Annotated in this window: 12 protein-coding genes and 1 pseudogene; 4 read left to right on the top strand and 9 right to left on the bottom strand. The window is 64.0% G+C overall.

The features are described 5' to 3' along the window. Nucleotides 1–95 precede the first annotated feature (95 nt). Nucleotides 96–923 (top strand): MlaD family protein, encoded by an 828-nt coding sequence (locus XI05_RS20540; RefSeq protein ID WP_271505119.1) that lies wholly within the window; start codon nt 96–98, stop codon nt 921–923. Between the two features lie 116 nt (nt 924–1,039). Beyond that, nucleotides 1,040–2,137, top strand: coding sequence for an ISAs1 family transposase (locus tag XI05_RS20535; RefSeq protein ID WP_271505117.1), 1,098 nt, complete (start codon nt 1,040–1,042; stop codon nt 2,135–2,137). A gap of 188 nt (nt 2,138–2,325) precedes the next feature. Here XI05_RS20535 and XI05_RS20530 read toward each other — a convergent pair whose 3' ends face one another. The 9 genes and pseudogenes from XI05_RS20530 to urtA all read right to left on the bottom strand — a co-directional run bounded on the left by XI05_RS20530 (nt 2,326) and on the right by urtA (nt 13,593). After that, nucleotides 2,326–5,439: an autotransporter outer membrane beta-barrel domain-containing protein gene (locus XI05_RS20530; protein WP_271505115.1), complete on the bottom strand. Its 3,114-nt coding sequence runs from the start codon at nt 5,437–5,439 to the stop codon at nt 2,326–2,328. A 168-nt stretch (nt 5,440–5,607) separates the two neighbouring features. Then, a pseudogene (locus XI05_RS20525) lies at nt 5,608–6,647 on the bottom strand (aliphatic amidase). A 38-nt stretch (nt 6,648–6,685) separates the two neighbouring features. Beyond that, the gene (locus XI05_RS20520; protein ID WP_271505113.1) at nt 6,686–7,063 is read right to left on the bottom strand and encodes an FmdB family zinc ribbon protein; all 378 of its coding nucleotides are present in this window, start codon (nt 7,061–7,063) and stop codon (nt 6,686–6,688) included. A gap of 107 nt (nt 7,064–7,170) precedes the next feature. Then, entirely contained in the window at nt 7,171–8,400 is a 1,230-nt protein-coding gene (gene fmdA, locus XI05_RS20515; RefSeq protein ID WP_028133835.1) for a formamidase, read from the bottom strand. Between the two features lie 27 nt (nt 8,401–8,427). Next, nucleotides 8,428–9,117 (bottom strand): urea ABC transporter ATP-binding subunit UrtE, encoded by a 690-nt coding sequence (urtE, locus tag XI05_RS20510; protein WP_212255876.1) that lies wholly within the window; start codon nt 9,115–9,117, stop codon nt 8,428–8,430. Nucleotides 9,118–9,333: 216 nt separating this feature from the next. Continuing rightward, nucleotides 9,334–10,089, bottom strand: a complete 756-nt coding sequence (urtD, locus tag XI05_RS20505; RefSeq protein ID WP_025033326.1) for an urea ABC transporter ATP-binding protein UrtD — start codon at nt 10,087–10,089, stop codon at nt 9,334–9,336. Between the two features lie 11 nt (nt 10,090–10,100). After that, nucleotides 10,101–11,243 carry an urea ABC transporter permease subunit UrtC gene (gene urtC, locus XI05_RS20500; protein WP_271505111.1) on the bottom strand — a complete coding sequence of 381 codons (1,143 nt, stop codon included), beginning with the start codon at nt 11,241–11,243 and terminating at the stop codon, nt 10,101–10,103. Nucleotides 11,244–11,261: 18 nt separating this feature from the next. Continuing rightward, nucleotides 11,262–12,188, bottom strand: coding sequence for an urea ABC transporter permease subunit UrtB (urtB, locus tag XI05_RS20495; RefSeq protein WP_271505109.1), 927 nt, complete (start codon nt 12,186–12,188; stop codon nt 11,262–11,264). Nucleotides 12,189–12,333: 145 nt separating this feature from the next. After that, nucleotides 12,334–13,593, bottom strand: a complete 1,260-nt coding sequence (gene urtA / locus XI05_RS20490; protein WP_271505108.1) for an urea ABC transporter substrate-binding protein — start codon at nt 13,591–13,593, stop codon at nt 12,334–12,336. 169 nt (nt 13,594–13,762) lie between these two features. On the opposite strand from urtA, the gene XI05_RS20485 reads away from it, so the two are divergent. Together XI05_RS20485 and XI05_RS20480 are read left to right on the top strand one after the other, a co-directional pair. Then, nucleotides 13,763–17,134 carry a hybrid sensor histidine kinase/response regulator gene (locus XI05_RS20485; RefSeq protein WP_271505106.1) on the top strand — a complete coding sequence of 1,124 codons (3,372 nt, stop codon included), beginning with the start codon at nt 13,763–13,765 and terminating at the stop codon, nt 17,132–17,134. Beyond that, nucleotides 17,118–18,044, top strand: a complete 927-nt coding sequence (locus tag XI05_RS20480) for a response regulator (RefSeq protein ID WP_172788875.1) — start codon at nt 17,118–17,120, stop codon at nt 18,042–18,044. Before XI05_RS20485 ends, XI05_RS20480 begins: the two co-directional genes overlap by 17 nt. Nucleotides 18,045–18,063: the final 19 nt, after the last annotated feature.

The raw sequence follows: 18,063 nt of genomic DNA, 5'->3' as shown, positions 1-18,063 counted from the left end.
GCGAGGCGTTGGCGGGTTACGCTTCGCTAACCCGCCCTACGTAGGATCGCGGCCTTCTTCCAACTTCCCCACTTTGGCCGTAAAATCGCCCCTGCATGGCACGCGCGAGCAATCTTGTGATCGGAACGGCGACGCTGGCGGTGATCGCCGTGGCGTTCGGCGGCCTGCTCGGCGTGCAGAAATGGCGCACCATCCAGAGCCGCAGCCAGTTGCGCGTGGTGTTCGAGGGCGGCTCCGCCAGCGGCCTGCGCCGCGGAGGGCCGGTCAATTTCGACGGCGTCCCCGCCGGCCAGATCCTGTCGATCAAGCTGGAGAGTCCCCGCAGGATCGTGGCGCTCGTCATGCTCGACAATGCCGCACCGATCCGCAAGGACACCGTGGCAGGCATCGAGTTCCAGGGCCTCACCGGCGTTGCCGCGATCTCATTGATCGGCGGCGTTCCCTCTGCACCGCCGGTGCCGCTGGACGCGGACGGCATCCCGGTGCTGACGGCCGATCTCAGCGACGCCGAAACCATCGTCGAAACCCTGCACAGCGTCGACCGCACCATCGTGAACAACGCCCCCGCGATCAAGGAGGGCCTGCACACGTTCGAGGCCACCACCGCCGACCTCAGGAGCAAGGGCGGCGAGATCGACGCCGTCATGGCCAAGGTGGACAGCGCCTTTGCGGGCTTCGACAAGGCGGTCGGGAAGATCGAAGGCGCGGTGCCGGGCTTCGTCGACGGCAAGGCCGACGAGCTGTTCGAGAAGATCCAGGGGCTGCACGAGCTTGCCGGCACCATGAAGAAAAAGTCGGCAGCCTATCTCGACGACATTCGCCGCTCGCTGCTCGACGTCAGCGAGGCCGCCAACAAGATGAGCGGCGCGCCGGCGCCTGCACCCCCGCGCTCACCTCGCAAGCCCGAGCAGAAGAAGCAGTAGCCTCCTGACCCTCCCCTGGAGGGCAGGGGAATCGCATGTGAGCCGTCTGTGTAAGGCATTGTGATTTGGTCAAAAATCGATTCTGAAGGGGGCTCCGGATTTGGATGGAGCGGCCGATGGATCGATTCTCGGAGTGCTTCGAAGACCTGCCCGACCCGCGTGCGGACAATGCGCTGCACGATCTGACGGAGCTTCTGTTCATCGCTTTGATGGCGGTGCTGTGTGGGGCGACGAGCTGCACGGACATGGCGCTGTTTGCGCGGTTGAAGGCCTATCTTTGGCAAGACGTGCTGGTGCTCAAGCACGGGCTGCCGAGCCACGACACGTTCAGCCGCGTGTTCCGAATGCTCGACCCAAAGGCCTTCGAGGCGGCATTCCGGCGCTTCATGGAAGCCTTCGCCGAAGGCGCGAAGATCGCACGGCCGCGAGGCGTGATCGCACTGGACGGCAAGGCGCTGCGGCGGGGCTACGAGCGCGGCAAGAGCCACATGCCGCCGGTCATGGTGACGGCGTGGGCGGCGCAGACGCGTATGGCGCTGGCTAATGTTCTCGCGCCGAACAACAACGAAGCTGCCGGCGCCCTGCAACTGCTCGAACTTCTGCAACTCAAGGGCTGCGTAGTGACGGCCGATGCACTGCACTGTCATCGTGAGATGGCCAAACAGATCGTGGCGCGGGGCGGCGATTACGTGCTGGCGGTGAAGGAGAACCAGCCTGCTCTGCTGGCCGACGCCAGGGCGGCGATTGCCGCAGCGGCGCGCAAAGGCAAGAAGCCGGTTGCCACCACCGATGCAGACCATGGGCGCAAGGAAAAGCGCAGTGCGCTCGTCGTGCCCGTCAAGGACATGGAGGCGAGGCACAACTTCCCGGGCCTCAAAGCCGTAGCACGGATCACCAGCAAGCGCGGCAAGGACAAAGCCGTCGAGCGCTACTTCCTGCTGAGCCAAAACTACAGTCGTACGCAGCTCCTGAGCATTGTTCGCACCCATTGGACCATCGAAAACGGTCTGCACTGGCCCCTCGACGTCATCCTCGACGAGGACCTGGCCCGCAACCGCAAGGACAACGGCCCCGCCAATCTTGCCGTGCTCAGGCGACTTGCCCTCAATGTTGCCAGAGCTCATCCCGATACAAAAATCTCCTTGCGCCTCAAGCTCAAGCGCGCCGGCTGGAACGATGCCTTCTTCTTCGAACTCCTGGGCCACATGCGATAGCCCTCCCCTGGAGGGGGAGGGTCGATCGCGCGGAGCGCGAGCGGGGTGGGGTGATCTCTCAACGCGGGCAGTGTGTACTGCGGATAGACTGTCACCCCACCTCGGTTCGCATTGCGCTTCGCTGCATGCGAACCGATCCTCCCCCACCAGGGGAGGATGGCAATCCCGCCGTGGCCTATCAATCGAGCTTACCACGCGTAGCGCACGAGACCCTTGCCGGCGTAGGACCGCGTGAGGTTCGAGAACTCGCCCTCGAATGTCGCCGACGCGGACCAGCCGTTCATCCAGTTCATCTGCACCGACGCCGTGGTCAGGGCCGAATCGCGCGCCTGCGCGGCGCCGTTCACGACAAAGGCAGATCCCGGCAGCGTCTGAAACACCGCACTGAGCGTACGATCCGGATTGTAATCGTGCGCCCAGGCGAGGCGGCCGCGCAAAGTCATAAGGCCACCGGCTGCGGCAAAGGACCGGTCGGCGCGCAGGCCGAGCTCGGAGCGGGTGCTGGTCACGTCCTTGGCGGCGTAGTTGAGCGCGAAGGCGTTGCCGCCGACCACGGCCGACTCCGCATAGGCGGGAAGGCCGAACAAGGTGGCCTGGAGCGCGGCGTAGGGCGTGACGCCGGCCCATTGCATGGCGTAGCGATAGCCGCCCTCGATGCGGCCCGAGACGGCGTTGGCGTTGAACTGCGCCCGCAACTGGTCATAGCCGGCGGCCGTCACGACACGGTTGGTCGTGACGTCCTGCCAGCCATAAGCGAGCGCCGCCGTGACGTAGGCCGGTCCGGCCGCATGACGCACGAAGGCGCCGGCCTGGAACAGATCGGAGCGCCCCCAACCGAGCCCGCTGACGTTGAATCCGGTCCCGCCGCCTGCGAGCGCGAAGCCCGCAATCGTCGACGGCGAGAAGCGGTAGTCGAGGCCCACGGCGGTGCCATAGACGCTGCTGGTGGTGCTGTTCGAGCCGAGGCCGGCGTTGCCGTCGGTGGTCTGCGAGCCGCCATAGCCGGCCGCCCACACGTCCCAACGCTGCTCGAACGTCGCAGCCGGCGCCTTGCGGTCGATGGCGGCGAACGCGTTGCGTGCGGTCTTGCGGGTTGCGGCATAGGCACTCGCGCTTGCGTCATCGGCATAGGGTGTTGCGCCGGGCGTGCCGCTGCGCGCCGTGCCGAACACGTCGGTCAGCAGATTGATGAACAGGTTCATCGCCTCAAAGGTCGTCTGCTGCGATGCCGTCGCCGACTCGCCGGAGGCCTGGGTCAGGCCCGCCGGTGAAAGATTGGCGAGCGCCACGGGCAGGCTGCCAGTACTGTTGAAATAGCTCGTCAACACGTTGGCGACGTTCTGCTGATTGATGTTGAGCCCGCTGCCGTAGCCCAACGCGAGGTCGAGGTAGACGTTGTTGGGATCGTAGCTGAGCGTCGCGTGCAGGTTGGACGACAGGCCGGCGACGACAGGATTGAACGTATCGGGCAGCGTCGCGGCGCTGAGGATCCTGTAGTGCTTCGCGACCGAGCCGGTGGGAACGACGACGACCGTCGCCCCGCCAAGCGTCGCCGTGCCAGCCACGACGGCGAGCCCGTTGTTGGCACCCGAGACCTGCACCATGTAGCCCGATGCCGACGTGAACGAGAGATTGCCGGCCACGTTGAGCGTCCCGATCGGGCTGCCCGGCGCGAACGTACCGCCACTCACGGCAATCGCGCCGACCGAGCCCACGCCGCCGAACGTGCCGCCGGTGGCGATGCTCACGGTGCCGTTGATGGTGCCGGCAAGCATCAGCGTGCCGCCGAGCACGTTCCAGTCCTGATTGCCGGTGCCTGTTACGGTCCAGATCGAGCTGTCGATCTTGTTGAATGTTGCAAAGCCGTCGTACTGCAGGCCGGTGCCGATCAGGTCGAGATTGAATGTATCCTTGCCGGTGCCGCCGAGCTGGAACGTGTCGGTTCCGGTCGCCAGCACCTGGCCGTTGATGACGCTGCCGGGGCCGAGCGTCAGCGTGTTCGGGCCACAGATGCAGAACTCGATCGCGGCCAAACCCGTCGCGGCGTTGATGGTCCCCGAGTTGAAAACGCTGCCGCCGCCACTGACGCTGATGCCGATGCCGCCAGCCCCGACATTGATCGTGCCGGTATTGACGATCTGGTTGGTCGTGCTGAAAGAGCTGACGTCGATGCCGACACCGGCAGCGCCGACGGTGATGGTGCCGCCGTTGGTGATGACATTGGAGTCACCGTCAACAAAAATGCCTACGGCGAAATCGCCGCCCGTAATTCGTCCGCTGTTTGTGATCGTGGCCGACGAACCGGAATAGGCGGCGCCCACGCCGCCCAGGCCGACATTGATCGTGCCGCTCTGGCTTATGACGGCCCGGTCACCCTGCACAGAAATGCCGGCCGATGCGGTATCCCCCACCGCGATCGCACCGCCGTTGGTGACCTTGGCATCGTCGCCCTGCACGGCGATGCCGACGCCGACATCGCCGGCTGTGATTGAGCCAAAATTGCTGACGGTCTGGACGTTGCCTTGCAGGAACATGCCGGCGGCGAACTGCCCGACCGTGATCGTGCCGGTGGCGGTGTTGGTGACCGTGTTGTTGTTGCTGATCGCCAGAATGCCGCCGGAGAATCCGGCGGAACTTCCGACATTGATTGCGCCGGCATTGGTGATGGTCGTGGCACCGAACGCAAAAATGCCGCTGGCACCGTCGCCGCCCGTGATCGTGCCCGTCACGACGTTGGTGATCGTGTTGTTCTGGCCGGAGAAGACACCCACGCCCGACGCGCCGACCGACAGCGCACCGCTGTTGGAGACGGTGTTGTTGTCCCCGACCGAGATCGCGGCACCGTTGTCCCCCGTCGTGATCGTGCCGGCATTGGTGATGACGTTTTGATTGATCGCCTGGATGCCGAGGCCGTTGTCGAGCTCCGTGATGGTGCTGTTGTTGGTCACGGTGTTGGAATTTCCAACGGCGATGCCGGTGCGGCCCGAACCTGCCGACACTGTTCCGCTGTTGGTGACGGTGCTGGAATTGTTGACGCCGATCGAGAGCGTGCCGTTGTCGTTCACGGTCGCGCCCGAGAGCACGTTGACATTGAGGCTGTCGACGCCGGCCCCGGCCTGAAAGCCGTCGGTGTCGGTGCCCGTACAGCTGACAGTCTGGCCGCTCGTGGCTGGATCCGGTGTGCAGGCCGCGTGGGCCGGCGACGCCAGCAAGGTGAGCCCCAAGGCGAGCGCGACCATGCTGACGGATAAAGCGGCAACGCACTGCCGATCCCGCCGCCTCGATCGCCCCTCACCGCTCACGCCACGCTCCCAGCCGGTTCCGCGGGGAACTTAGGCCATGAGAGGGTTCCGTAGAACTACGGCACGGCCGGAATTCGCCCGTTTGCTCCTAACGAAGGCAGAATCCGGCAGTCATGTTGCAGCCGAGCCACGGTTTCAGGGCAGAATTCTGAGGGGATCGCAAGAAGCTCAATAATTGGAGGCGGCCGATCCATTCGGAATGCCCTCGATCGGACATTCATCGGTGCCCGGTGTCGCGCGGGTCATCGCCTCGACCATGTCGCGGGTGCCTTCGGGGTCTTTGATCCAGTTCTTGTAGAAATCATACGGGCACGCCGCGACGCCGCGCGGGCTGTCGCCGGAATTGATCATGCCGGTGTAGCCGCGGTGGACCAGCTTGTAGAGATGGTTCTGCGACTGGCCGTTGCGGCGCGCATCGCGGATCAGATGCTTCGAGAGCTGGGCGTACTGGATGCCGTAATCCTCCTCGCCGCATTCGCCGAGGGTGCGGCCGTCGAAGCCGATGATCGCGGAGTGGCCGAAATAGGAATAGACGCCGTCGAAGCCGGCGGCATTGGCGACCGCGACATAGACGTTGTTGGCCCAGGCCATCGCCTTGGAGATCATGACCTGCTGCTCCTTGGCCGGATACATGTAGCCTTGCAGCGCACGATCAGCTCCGCGCCCTTCATGGCGCAGTCGCGCCAGATCTCCGGATAATTGCCGTCATCGCAAATGATCAGGCTGACCTTGAGGCCCTTCGGACCCTCGGAGACATAGGTGCAGTTGCCGGGGTACCAGCCTTCGATCGGCACCCACGGCATGATCTTGCGGTACTTCTGCACGATCTCGCCCTTGTCGTTCATCAGGATCAGGGTGTTGTAGGGCGCCTTGTGCGGATGCTCCTCGTGGCGCTCGCCGGTGAGCGAGAACACGCCCCACACTTTGGCCTTGCGGCAGGCTTCCGCGAAGATCGCGGTCTCCTCGCCCGGCACCATCGAGGCCGTCTCGTACATCTCCTTGGAATCGTACATGATGCCTTGCGTGGAATATTCCGGGAAGATCACGAGATCCATGCCGGGCAGGCCGACCTTCATGCCGACGATCATGTCGGCAATCTTGCGGGCATTGTCGAGCACCTCGGCCTTGGTGTGCAGGCGGGGCATCTTGTAATTGACCACCGCGACGCCGACCGTGTCGTTGCTGCTGGAAATGTCACCGTGAAGCATGTTGAGCGCTCCTGTCTTCTATTCGTGGGAGGCGTGAATTAGTGGCTGATCATCCAGGGGCGTGCGGTCGGAAAGCCCTTGGCACCGCTCCTGGTCTTGGTCATCAGCCGCGCCGGCTTTTTCCTGTCGGTCGGGCTCTTGTCCTTCGCGGACTTGCCGGAGGAGCAGCAGCCGCAGCCCGGGCCGTGCGAGGCCTTGTATTGCGCCAGCGTCTGCGGCGCGTGGGTGCTGCGTTCGTTGACGGCGTGCGCCTTGCGCTTCTCCGCGGGCATGCAGAAGAAGTTCGGCGCGGTCAGGATGACGCGCGGCGCCATGGTCTCGCAGTGCGGACAGCTTTGCGGATCGTCGCATTCCGCCATCGGCCGCAGGTCCTTGAAGGGACCGCAATCGTCACAGAGATATTCGTAGACCGGCATCGCATCATCCCACATGCGTGTTTAATACAACTCGCTGCCACCGTTCGTTTGGAGACAGCCCTCACCCCCACCCTCTCCCCGTATGAACGGGGAGAGGGGGCGCGGCGTCATTTGTCCGGCGAGATCGGCATCTGGATATCGCCGGTGATGTGCTTGATGGGACCTGCCGCCGAGGGCATCACGTCGAAATCGAAAATCTCGGTCGGCAGCCACAGCGTGGCGCAGGCGTTGGGCACGTCGACGACGCCGGAGATGTGGCCCTGGCACGGTGCGGTGCCGAGGATCGAATAGGCCTGGGCGCCGGAATAGCCGAACTTCTTGAGATACTCGATGGCGTTGAGGCAGGCCTGACGATAGGCGATGTGGACGTCGAGATAATGCTGCTTGCCGGCCTCGTCGACCGAGATACCTTCGAAGATCAGATAGTCCTTGTAGTTCGGCGTGATCGGCGACGGTTTGAAGATCGGGTTCTTGATGCCGTATTTCGACATGCCGTCCTTGATCACCTCGACCTTGAGGTGCAGCCAGCCGGCCATTTCGATGGCGCCGCAGAAGGTGATCTCGCCGTCGCCCTGGCTGAAGTGCAGGTCGCCCATCGAGAGACCGGCGCCGGGGACGTAGACCGGGAAGTAGATCTTCGAGCCGCGCGAGAGATCCTTGATGTCGCAGTTGCCGCCATGCTCGCGCGGCGGCACGGTGCGCGCACCCTCTGCACCGATCTTGGCTTTCACATCGCCCTTGGCGCGGCCGCCATGGGCGGTCGGCGCGAACGGCGGATTGGCAAGGCCGGGCACGCGTGTCGGGTTGGTCGAGATCAGCTCGGCCTCGCGCTTGTTCCAGGTGTCCAGCATCTTCGGATCGGGCAGACAGCCGATCAGGCCGGGATGGATGAGACCTGCAAAGTTGACGCCGGGCACGTGGCGCGACGAGGTGTAGAGGCCCTTGATGTCCCAGATCGACTTCTGCGCCAGCGGGAAGTGGTCGGTGAGGAAGCCGCCGCCGTTCTGCTTGGAGAAGAAGCCGTTGAAGCCCCACAGGCTCTCCTTGAGCGGACCGACGTCGAGCAGGTCGACGACGAGAAGGTCGCCGGGCTCGGCGCCCTTGACGCCGATCGGGCCGGAGAGGAAGTGCACGATCGACAGGTCGATGTCGCGCACGTCGTCGGCGGAATCGTTGTTCTTGATGAAGCCGCCGGTCCAGTCATAGGTCTCGATGATGAAATCGTCGCCGGGATTAACCCAGGCCACGATCGGGATGTCGGGGTGCCAGCGGTTATGCACCATGTCGTTTTCATAGGCCGATTTGGTGAGATCGACCTTGATCAGTGTCTCTGGCATCGAGATGCTCCCCTTTTACACGGTTGGTTAGACGGACAGATATTTCGAGACCTGCGCGGCATCGACGGCATCGCGCGGATCGTCGCGCACGATCTCGCCGTTCTCGATCACCAGCACGCGGTCGGCGATGTCGAGCGCGAAGCTCAGGACCTGCTCGGAGACGACGATCGAGAGCCCCTTCTCGTCGCGGATGCGCTTCAACGTGCGCGCCATCTCCTTGATGATCGAGGGCTGGATGCCTTCGGTCGGCTCGTCCAGCAGCAGCACCTTCGGCTTGGTGGCGAGCGCGCGCGCGATCGCCAATTGTTGTTGTTGCCCGCCGGAGAGATTGCCGCCGCGGCGGCCTTTCATCTCCAAGAGCACCGGAAACAGCTCGTAGATGTCGTCAGGCACCTCGGAGCCGCCGGACACGACGAGCCCGGTCTCGATGTTCTCCTTCACGGTCATGGTGGAGAAGATCATGCGACCCTGCGGCACATAGGCGAGGCCCTTGGCGACGCGCTCAAAGCTCTTGAGGTTGCCGAGCTCGGCGCCGTCCATGCTCACCGAGCCGCTTCGAGCCGGCAGGATGCCCATCAGCGACTTCATCAGCGTGGTCTTGCCCATGCCGTTGCGGCCCATGATCGCGACGATCTCGTTCGCCGCGACCTTGACGTTGAGCCCGTGCAGCACCTCGCTCTGGCCGTAGGCGACGTGGAGATCGGAAATAGCCAGCATCAGCGTGCTCCTAAGCTCGGTGCTTGTTCACCTCTCCCCTCCGGGGAGAGGTCGGCGCGTAGCGCCGGGTGAGGGGGCGCAGGTCCCTCGAGGGAGCGGAACCCCTCACCCGAATGGCGCTTGACGATGCTTCGCATCGCAAGGAGCCATTCGACCTCTCCCGATGGGAGAGGTGGAGGGAGATCGCTGCGCTTGCTTGCCCCTTACACGCCATGGTCAATGCCCCAGGTACACTTCAATCACCTTGGGATCGTTCTTGACCTTCTCCATGGTCCCTTCCGAAAGGATCTGGCCCTGGTGCAGCACGGTGACCTTGTGCGCAATGTCCTCGACGAATTTCATGTCGTGCTCGATCACCAGCACCGAACGGTTCTTGATGATGCGGTTGAGCAGCTCGGCGGTCTTGGCGCGCTCGGACACGCTCATGCCGGCGACGGGCTCGTCGAGCATCAGCAGGTCGGGATCCTGGATCAGCAGCATGCCGATCTCGAGCCATTGTTTCTGCCCATGGCTGAGCTCGTCGGCATAGGTGTTGAGCTTGTCCTTGAGGAAGATCATCTCCGCGACCTCCTCGACCCGGTCCTTCACCAGCTGATCGCGCTGAAAGGTCAACGAGCCGAACACGGTGCGGCCGCGCGGGAACGAGATCTCGAGATTCTCGAACACGGTGAGATCCTCGAATACCGACGGCGTCTGGAACTTGCGCCCGACGCCGGTCTGCACGATCTCGTTCTCCTTCATTTTCGTGAGCTCCTTGCCACGAAACTGAATCGAGCCGGAGGTCGCCTTGGTCTTGCCGCAGATCAGGTCGAGCACCGTGGTCTTGCCGGCGCCATTGGGACCGATGATGACGCGGATCTCGTTCTCCTCGACGTAGAAGGAGAGGTCGTTGACCGCCTTGAACCCGTCGAAAGAGACGGTGAGGCCGGAGACCGCGAGCAGGAAGTCCTTGGGCTGGTGTCCAATGAGCATGATCTACCCCCTCACTCTGCCGGTGCGCCATCGGCGACGGAATTGTCGTTCCAGCCCGCCTTCGCCTTGCGCGAGGCGAACAGCCGATCGATGCGCGGCTGCACGTAATCGGCCCAGAGCCCGGACAGGCCGTTCGGGAAGGCAAGCACGACCGCGATGAACAGCGCGCCGAGGCCGAACAGCCAGAGCTGCGGAAAGGATTCCGACAGGCTGGTCTTGGCGAAATTCACCAGGATGGCGCCCCAGATCGCGCCGAAGATCGACATCCGCCCGCCGACCGCGGTGTAGATCACCATCTCGATCGACGGCACGATGCCGACGAAGGACGGTGACATGAAGCCGACATTGAGCGCGAACATGGCGCCGCCGATCGCGGCAAAGATCGCGGCCATGCAGAAGGCGAAGATCTTGAAGTTGGCGACGCTGTAGCCGGAGAAGCGAACGCGGTCCTCCTGCTCGCGCATCGCCACCAGGATGCGGCCGAGCTTGGTGAGGCGGATGAACTGCGCGATGCCGATGCAGGCGAACAGCAGCACCACCTCGACGAAATACAGGATGATCTTGGCGTGGTCGGGCCGGATGTCCCAACCCTTGAGCGTTCGCAGGTCGGTCATGCCGTTGATGCCGCCGGTATAGCCCTGCTGTCCCACGATCAGAATGGTGAGGATGGCGGCGACGGCCTGGGTGATGATGGCGAAATAGGTGCCGCCGACGCGGCGCTTGAACATCGCGGTGCCGATGATCAGGGCGAACAGGCCGGGGACCAGGATGATGGCGAGGATGGTGAAGGTGAGGCTGTGAAACGGCTGCCAGAACAACGGCAGCGCCGTGATCTGATTCCAGTCCATGAAATCTGGGATACCGGGTGTCGACTGGATCTTGGTGTTCTCGACGCTGGAGGCCTCGAGCTTGAGGAACATCGCCATGCAATAGCCGCCGAGGCCGAAGAACACGCCCTGCCCCAGGCTCAGGATGCCGCCATAGCCCCAGCACAGCACGAGGCCGAGCGCGACAAAGGCGTAGGTCAAATATTTCGCGACCAGATTGAGGCGGAACACGTCCAGCGTCAGCGGCAGGATCACGAACAGCACGGCGGCGAGCGCAATGAAGCCCATGAGCTCGGATCGATTGAAGAAGCGTGAGTTGATGACCATGACTTGCCTGCTTCCAGATTATTTGCGGACCTTGAGGGCGAAGAGACCCTGCGGGCGCAGCATCAGGATGCCGACGACCGCGAGTAGCGTGAGCACCTTGGCCATCGAGCCGGACATGAAGAATTCGAGCGTCGATTGCGTCTGCGAGATCGAGAACGCGGAGGCGATGGTGCCGAGCAGGCTGGCGGCGCCGCCGAACACGACGACCAGGAACGTATCCACGATGTAGAGCTGGCCCGACGTCGGCCCGGTCGAGCCGATCATGGTGAAGGCGCTGCCGGCGACACCTGCGATGCCGCAGCCGAGCCCGAAGGTGTAGCGATCGACCTTCTCGGTGTTGATGCCGACGGCGCCCGCCATGATGCGGTTCTGCACGACCGCGCGCACCTGGCGGCCCCAGCGCGACATGTAAAGAACATAGGCGACGCAGATGGTGATCAGCACGGTGAGGCACATCACGAAGACGCCGTTGATCGGCACCTCGATGCTGTCGGTGACGTGGAGCGAGCCGAGCATCCATTGCGGCAGCTCGACGCCGACCTCGCGCGCGCCGAACACCGAGCGATAGGCCTGCTGCAGCATCAGGCTGAGGCCCCAGGTCGCGAGCAGCGTATCGAGCGGGCGTTTATAGAGGTGCCGTATCAGCCCCCATTCCACCAGCATGCCCAGCGCGCCAGATGCGAGGAAGGCCAATATCATGGCAAGGAAGAAGTAGCCGCTGAACAGGCTCGGCAGATAGGCCTGGAAGAGATTGGAGGTCATCCAGGTGACGTAGGCTCCGAGGATCATGAACTCGCCATGGGCCATGTTGATGACGCCCATTTGGCCGAAGATGATGGCAAGTCCGAGCGCCATCAGGACATAGACGGAGAACAGGATCAGTCCGGCAAACCCCTGCATGACGAAGATCGAGCCGAGGTCGCCAATCGAATAGTCGCCGAACATCTATGTCCTCCGTCGGGAAAGGGTCCCGCGTCGCGAGCAGGTTCGCGACGCGGGGGCTTGAGGCATGGACTTGCGATCCACGCCAGGGAGCGGTTTTGCCTTGAGGGAAAGTGCGCCGGGCGCCGCGACTTATTGGTCGCGCGTCTTACTGGTAGCCCTTGGGGAACGGATCCGGCTCGACGAGATCGGCGGTCTCGTAGATCAGCTCGAACTGGCCATCGAGCTTGGCGCGTCCCACCCGGGTCTTCGACCAGAGGTGATGGTTCTCGTGGATGCGCACATAGCCTTCCGGCGCGCCCTTGAACTCGACGCCCGGCGAAGCCGCCGCGATCTTGTCGACGTCGAAGGAGCCGGCCTTCTCGACCGTCAGCTTCCACAGCCAGGGACCGAGATAGGCAGCCTGGGTGACGTCTCCGATCACGGTCTTCTCGCCCCACACCTTCTTGAACGCGGAGACGAACGCCTTGTTGTTCGCATTGTCGAGCGACTGGAAGTACTTCATGCAGGCATAGGCGCCCGCGATGTTCTCACCGCCGATACCGTCGATCTCATCCTCGGTCACCGAGATCGTGAGCAGCGGCTGCTTGGAAAGATCGACGCCGGCCGCCTTGAGCTGCTTGTAGAAGGCGACGTTGGAACCGCCGACGACGTCGGTGAAGATCACGTCCGGCTTGGTCAGCTTGATCTTGTTGATGACCGAGTTGAACTGCGTCGAGCCGAGCGCATAATATTCCTCGCCGACGACCTTGCCCTTGAGCACGTTTTCGACGTGCTTGCGGGCGATCTTGTTGGAGGTACGCGGCCAGATGTAGTCGGAGCCGATGAAGAAGAAGGACTTTGCGCCCTTCTCCTTGGCGATCCAGTTCAGGCCGGCGAGGATCTGCTGGGTTGCTTCCTGGCCGGTGTAGATGACGTTCTTGGACTGCTCGAGGCCTTCGTAGAAGGTCGGGTAGTAGAGCATGCCGTTATACTGCTCGACGACCGGCAGCACCGCCTTGCGCGAGGCCGAGGTCCAGCAGCCCATGATCGCCGCGACCTTGTCGTTGACGAGCAGCTTCTTCGCCTTCTCGGCGAAGGTCGGCCAGTCCGACGCGCCGTCCTCCTGGATGAACTTGATCTTGCGGCCGAGCACGCCGCCGGCCGCGTTGATCTGCTCGATCGCGAGCTTTTCGGCCTGAATCGAGCCGGTCTCGGAGATCGCCATGGTGCCGGTCGCCGAATGCAGGATGCCGACCGTGACCTCGGTGTCGGTGACGGCCAGACCCGTCGTATTGACCGCCGATGTCGCCGGCGCCTGCGCAAAGGACGCCCGCGGCAGCATCGTGATGGCCGGCACGGCCGCCATCCCCATCAACAATTTGCGCCGCAGCGGCGACAACAGGCCCTTGTTTGCTTCGTCTGACATGAGCACCCCACTTTTGTTCGAGAACACGCGATTGGTGCCCGTGAGGATGGCTCGAATTTATGCAGCGCACGCATACGCAAGATCGCGTATATTGCACCGCAAAATGCCGACGTAGGTTTCTGGTACGGAATTTGCGAGGGGTCCGGGTCCGTATCGGGAGTGGGGTTAAGTGGCAGGGCGGCAGCGAATAGACCGCGTCAGGCGCCAGTACAATCAATGGGTCGCCAACCAGACGCTGGAAGATTACGCCCTGCGCTTCACCGCCAAGAGCGCGCGGCGCTGGTCCGCCGCCCGCGTCGCCAACACGGCACTGGGCGCGATCTCGTTCCTGGCGATGGAGGCGATCGGCGGGACCATCACGCTGAACTATGGCGTCACCAACGCGACCGCGGCCATCGTCGTGGTCTCCATCATCATCTTCGGCTGCGGGGTGCCCATTGCATATTATGCCGCTAAATGCGGCATCGACATCGACCTGCTGACGCGGGGTGCCGGCTTCGGTTACATCGGCTCGACCGTCACCTCGCTGATCTACGCGTCCTTCACCTTCATCTTTTTCGCGATCGAGGCCGTGATCCTCGCCTCCGCGCTCGAGATGTGCTTCGGGATTCCGCGGCCGGTCGGCTATCTCATCAGCGCCGTCGTCATCATCCCGCTGGTGGCCTACGGCATCACGCTGATCAGCCGCTTCCAATTGTGGACGCAGCCCCTGTGGGTGATCCTTCACATCATTCCGTTCGCCGCGATCGCCTGGCACAACCCGCGCTCCTTTGCGGAGTGGCATAAGTTCTCCGGCGAGCATGGCGACCTCAACGGGCATTTCGATCTCCTGCTGTTCGGCGTTGCGGCCTCGGTCGTGTTCTCGCTGGTGGCGCAGATCGGCGAGCAGGTCGACTTCCTGCGCTTCCTGCCGCGTGACCGCCGCGCCTCCAGGGCCTCCTGGTGGATGGCGCTGATGAGCGCCGGGCCGGGCTGGATCGTGCTGGGCGCGCTCAAGCTGCTGGCGGGCTCGTTCCTCGCCTTCTTCGCGCTCAGCCATGGGGTGCCGCCCGAGGAGGCCGCCGAGCCGGCGCACATGTATCTCGAGGCATTCCGCTATGTGCTGTCGCAGCCTGACCTCGCTTTGGCCTTGACCGGCACCTTCGTGATCCTGTCGCAGGTCAAGATCAACGTCACCAACGCCTATGCCGGCTCGATCGCCTGGTCGAACTTCTTCTCGCGCTTGACCCACAGCCATCCAGGGCGCGTGGTCTGGCTGGTCTTCAACGTCATCGTGGCCCTGCTGCTGATGGAGATCGGCGTCTACAAGGCCCTCGAGCAGACGCTGGCGCTCTATTCCAACGTCGCGATCGCCTGGGTCGGCGCGCTGGTCGCCGACCTCGTCATCAACAAGCCGCTCGGATTGCGGCCGCAGCAGATCGAGTTCAAGCGCGCGCATCTCTACGACGTCAATCCGGTCGGCGTGGGAGCGATGACGATCGCGACCATCGTCTCCATCAGCGCCTTCTACGGCCTGTTCGGGCCGACCGCGAAGGCGCTGTCGGCCTTCATCGCGCTCGCGGCGGCCTTCCTCACGGCACCGTTGATCGCCTGGGCCACGGACGGCAAGTACTACATCGCGCGCAAGCCGAAGCGGAGCTGGCAGAACATCGAGGCGATCCAGTGCTGCATCTGCGAGCACTCGTTCGAGCCGGAGGACATGGCTTCCTGCCCCGCTTACGCGGGTCCGATCTGCTCGCTGTGCTGTTCGCTGGACGCGCGCTGCCACGATCTCTGCAAGCCGCACGCGAGATTCCAGGCGCAGGTGTCGGAGACGCTGGGCAGGCTGATGCCGCAGCCGATCTACGCCCGGATCAACTCGCAAGTCGGCCACTATATCGGCGTGTTCGTGATCTCCGCCGGCCTGATCGCCCTGGTGCTGGGACTGATCTATCTGCAGACGTCGGCGAGCGTGCACGGCGACAACGAGCTCGTGTCCGACGTGCTGTGGAAGGTGTTCTTCTCGCTCAGCATCATCATCGGCGTGGTGGCGTGGCTGTTCGTGCTGGCGCAGCAGAGCCGCCGCGCCGCCGAGGCCGAGACGCGGCGTCAGACCACGCTGCTGATCCAGGAGATCGACGCGCACAAGCGCACCGACGCCGAGCTCCAGCGTGCCAAGGAAGTTGCCGAATCCGCCAACCTCGCCAAGAGCCGCTATGTGGTGGGGTTGAGCCACGAGCTGCGCTCGCCGCTCAATGCGATCAGCGGCTACGCGCAGCTGCTCGAGCAGGACGCGAGCCTTGGCGCCAAGCCGCGCGACCAGGTCCGCGTCGTCCGCCGCAGCGCCGACCATCTCTCCGGCCTGATCGACGGCATCCTGGACATCTCCAAGATCGAGGCGGGGCGGCTGTATCTGTCCCGCGACGAGGTGCGCCTGAGCGAATTCCTCGACCAGCTCGTCGGCATGTTCCGCCTCCAGGCCGCGGCCAAGGGCATCGACTTCGTGTTCAGGCGGCCGGCAACGCTGCCGCGCGTCGTCTATGCCGACGAGAAGCGGTTGCGCCAGGTGCTGATCAACCTGCTCTCGAACGCCATCAAGTTCACCCAGTCCGGCAGCGTGCAGTTCGTGGTGCACTATCGCAGCCCCGTCGCCGAGTTCGAGGTGATCGACACCGGCCCGGGCATCCAGGGCGGCGATCTCGAACGCATCTTCGCGCCCTTCGAGCGGGGCGCGCTCGGTGCCTCGCAGCCGCAGACCGGCACCGGCCTCGGGCTCACCATCAGCCGCCTGCTCGCCGGCGTGATGGGCGGAGACATCAAGGTCGCGAGCACGGTCGGCACCGGCTCGACGTTCAAGGTCAAGATCCTGCTCTCGGAGGTCACCAATCCCCAGCGCATCGCACCGGTGGAGGCGCCGGTCTCCGGCTATCACGGCGCGCGCAAGACCATCCTCGTCACCGACGACGATCCCGTGCATCGCGACCTCCTGCGCGAGGTGCTGACGCCACTCGGCTTCATCCTGCTGAGCGCGCCCGACGGCGCCGGCTGCCTTGCACTGGCGCAGCATTGCCGGCCCGATCTGTTCCTGCTCGACATCTCGATGCCCGCCATGGATGGCTGGGCGGTCGCCGAGGCCTTGCGCGCCAACGGCCATCATCAGGCGCGCATCCTGATGGTATCGGCAAGCGCGCTCGAGGCCCATGGCACGCCGTTGGCGCAGCCCTTCCACGACGGCTACCTGATGAAGCCGATCGACATCCCGCGGCTGCTGGCGACGATTCGCCAGCTCCTCAAGATCGAATGGCAATACGGCTCGCATGAGGTCGCGGTGCCGTTCTGGCATCCAGCGACCGGATCGAGGCCGCCGCTGCGGCATATCGAGGCGCTGATCGGGCTCGGCCAGATCGGCTACGTCAAGGGCATCCAGCTGAAGCTGGACGAGATCGGCAGCGAGCACCCCGAGCATGCCGACTTCGTCGCGCAGATGCGGTCGCTGGTCGATCGCTTCGATCTCGACCAGTACATGGCCACATTGAAGACGTTGCATGCTTATGAGCATTGAACCCAAGAAGCGCGACGTCGCGCTCGTCGTCGACGATTCGCCGGAGACGCTGCGGCTGCTCACCGACGCGCTCGACGGCGCCGGCATGACGGTGATGGTGGCGCTCGACGGCGCCGCGGCGATGCGCATCATCGACCAGATCACGCCCGACATCATTCTGCTCGATGCCGTGATGCCAGGGATCGACGGGTTCGAGACCTGCCGCCGGCTCAAGCGCGATGCGGGTCTCGCCAATGTCCCGGTGATCTTCATGACGGGTCTTGCCGAGACCGAGCACATCGTGCGTGGACTTGAAGCCGGCGGCGTCGATTACGTGACCAAGCCGATCGTGATCGAGGAGATGCTGGCGCGGATCCGCGTCCATCTCGGCAATGCCCGGCTGACCCAGAGCGCGCGCGCCGCGCTCGATGTCTCCGGCCGCTTCCTGTTCGCGGTCGATCGCCAGGGCAATTTGCTGTGGGCGACGCCGCAGGCGCAGAAGCTGCTGTCCGACCATCACGGCGCGCAGGCCGACGACTTCGTGCTGCCGCCAGCGCTGCTGCAATGGCTCGAGCAGGCGAAGATCAAGAGCGGCTCGAAATCCCAGGCCGCGTCGCTGCCTGACAATCCGCAGCTCCGCTTCTACTACATGGGCGAGACCGCGCCGAACGAATTTTTGCTGCGGCTGTCCAAGGAAGCCGGCACCGCGCTGCCGCCCGAATTCACCAGCGAGCTCGGCCTCACCACGCGCGAAGGCGAGGTGCTGGCCTGGCTCAGCAAGGGCAAGACCAACCGCGACATCGCGCAAATTCTGGGCCTCAGCCCGCGCACCGTCGACAAGCACCTGGAGCAGATCTACGCCAAGCTCGGCGTCGAGAACCGGACCGCAGCGGCGGCGATTGCCGCGAATGCGACGCGACGGAATTCGTGAGCGGCGGTGTAGATGAGTT

The organism is Bradyrhizobium sp. CCBAU 11357 (assembly GCF_028128865.1).
Lineage (GTDB): Bacteria > Pseudomonadota > Alphaproteobacteria > Rhizobiales > Xanthobacteraceae > Bradyrhizobium.
This window is presented reverse-complemented; position numbering and strand designations above follow the sequence as displayed.

Excerpts from the sequence above, each read along its gene's own strand:
- XI05_RS20540 (WP_271505119.1), top strand. The coding sequence starts at position 96 with ATGGCACGCGCGAGCAATCTTGTGATCGGAACGGCGACGCTGGCGGTG.
- XI05_RS20535 (WP_271505117.1), top strand. The coding sequence starts at position 1,040 with ATGGATCGATTCTCGGAGTGCTTCGAAGACCTGCCCGACCCGCGTGCG.
- XI05_RS20520 (WP_271505113.1), bottom strand. The coding sequence starts at position 7,063 with ATGCCGGTCTACGAATATCTCTGTGACGATTGCGGTCCCTTCAAGGAC.
- fmdA (WP_028133835.1), bottom strand. The coding sequence starts at position 8,400 with ATGCCAGAGACACTGATCAAGGTCGATCTCACCAAATCGGCCTATGAA.
- urtE (WP_212255876.1), bottom strand. The coding sequence starts at position 9,117 with ATGCTGGCTATTTCCGATCTCCACGTCGCCTACGGCCAGAGCGAGGTG.
- urtD (WP_025033326.1), bottom strand. The coding sequence starts at position 10,089 with ATGCTCATTGGACACCAGCCCAAGGACTTCCTGCTCGCGGTCTCCGGC.
- urtC (WP_271505111.1), bottom strand. The coding sequence starts at position 11,243 with ATGGTCATCAACTCACGCTTCTTCAATCGATCCGAGCTCATGGGCTTC.
- urtB (WP_271505109.1), bottom strand. The coding sequence starts at position 12,188 with ATGTTCGGCGACTATTCGATTGGCGACCTCGGCTCGATCTTCGTCATG.
- urtA (WP_271505108.1), bottom strand. The coding sequence starts at position 13,593 with ATGTCAGACGAAGCAAACAAGGGCCTGTTGTCGCCGCTGCGGCGCAAA.
- XI05_RS20480 (WP_172788875.1), top strand. The coding sequence starts at position 17,118 with ATGCTTATGAGCATTGAACCCAAGAAGCGCGACGTCGCGCTCGTCGTC.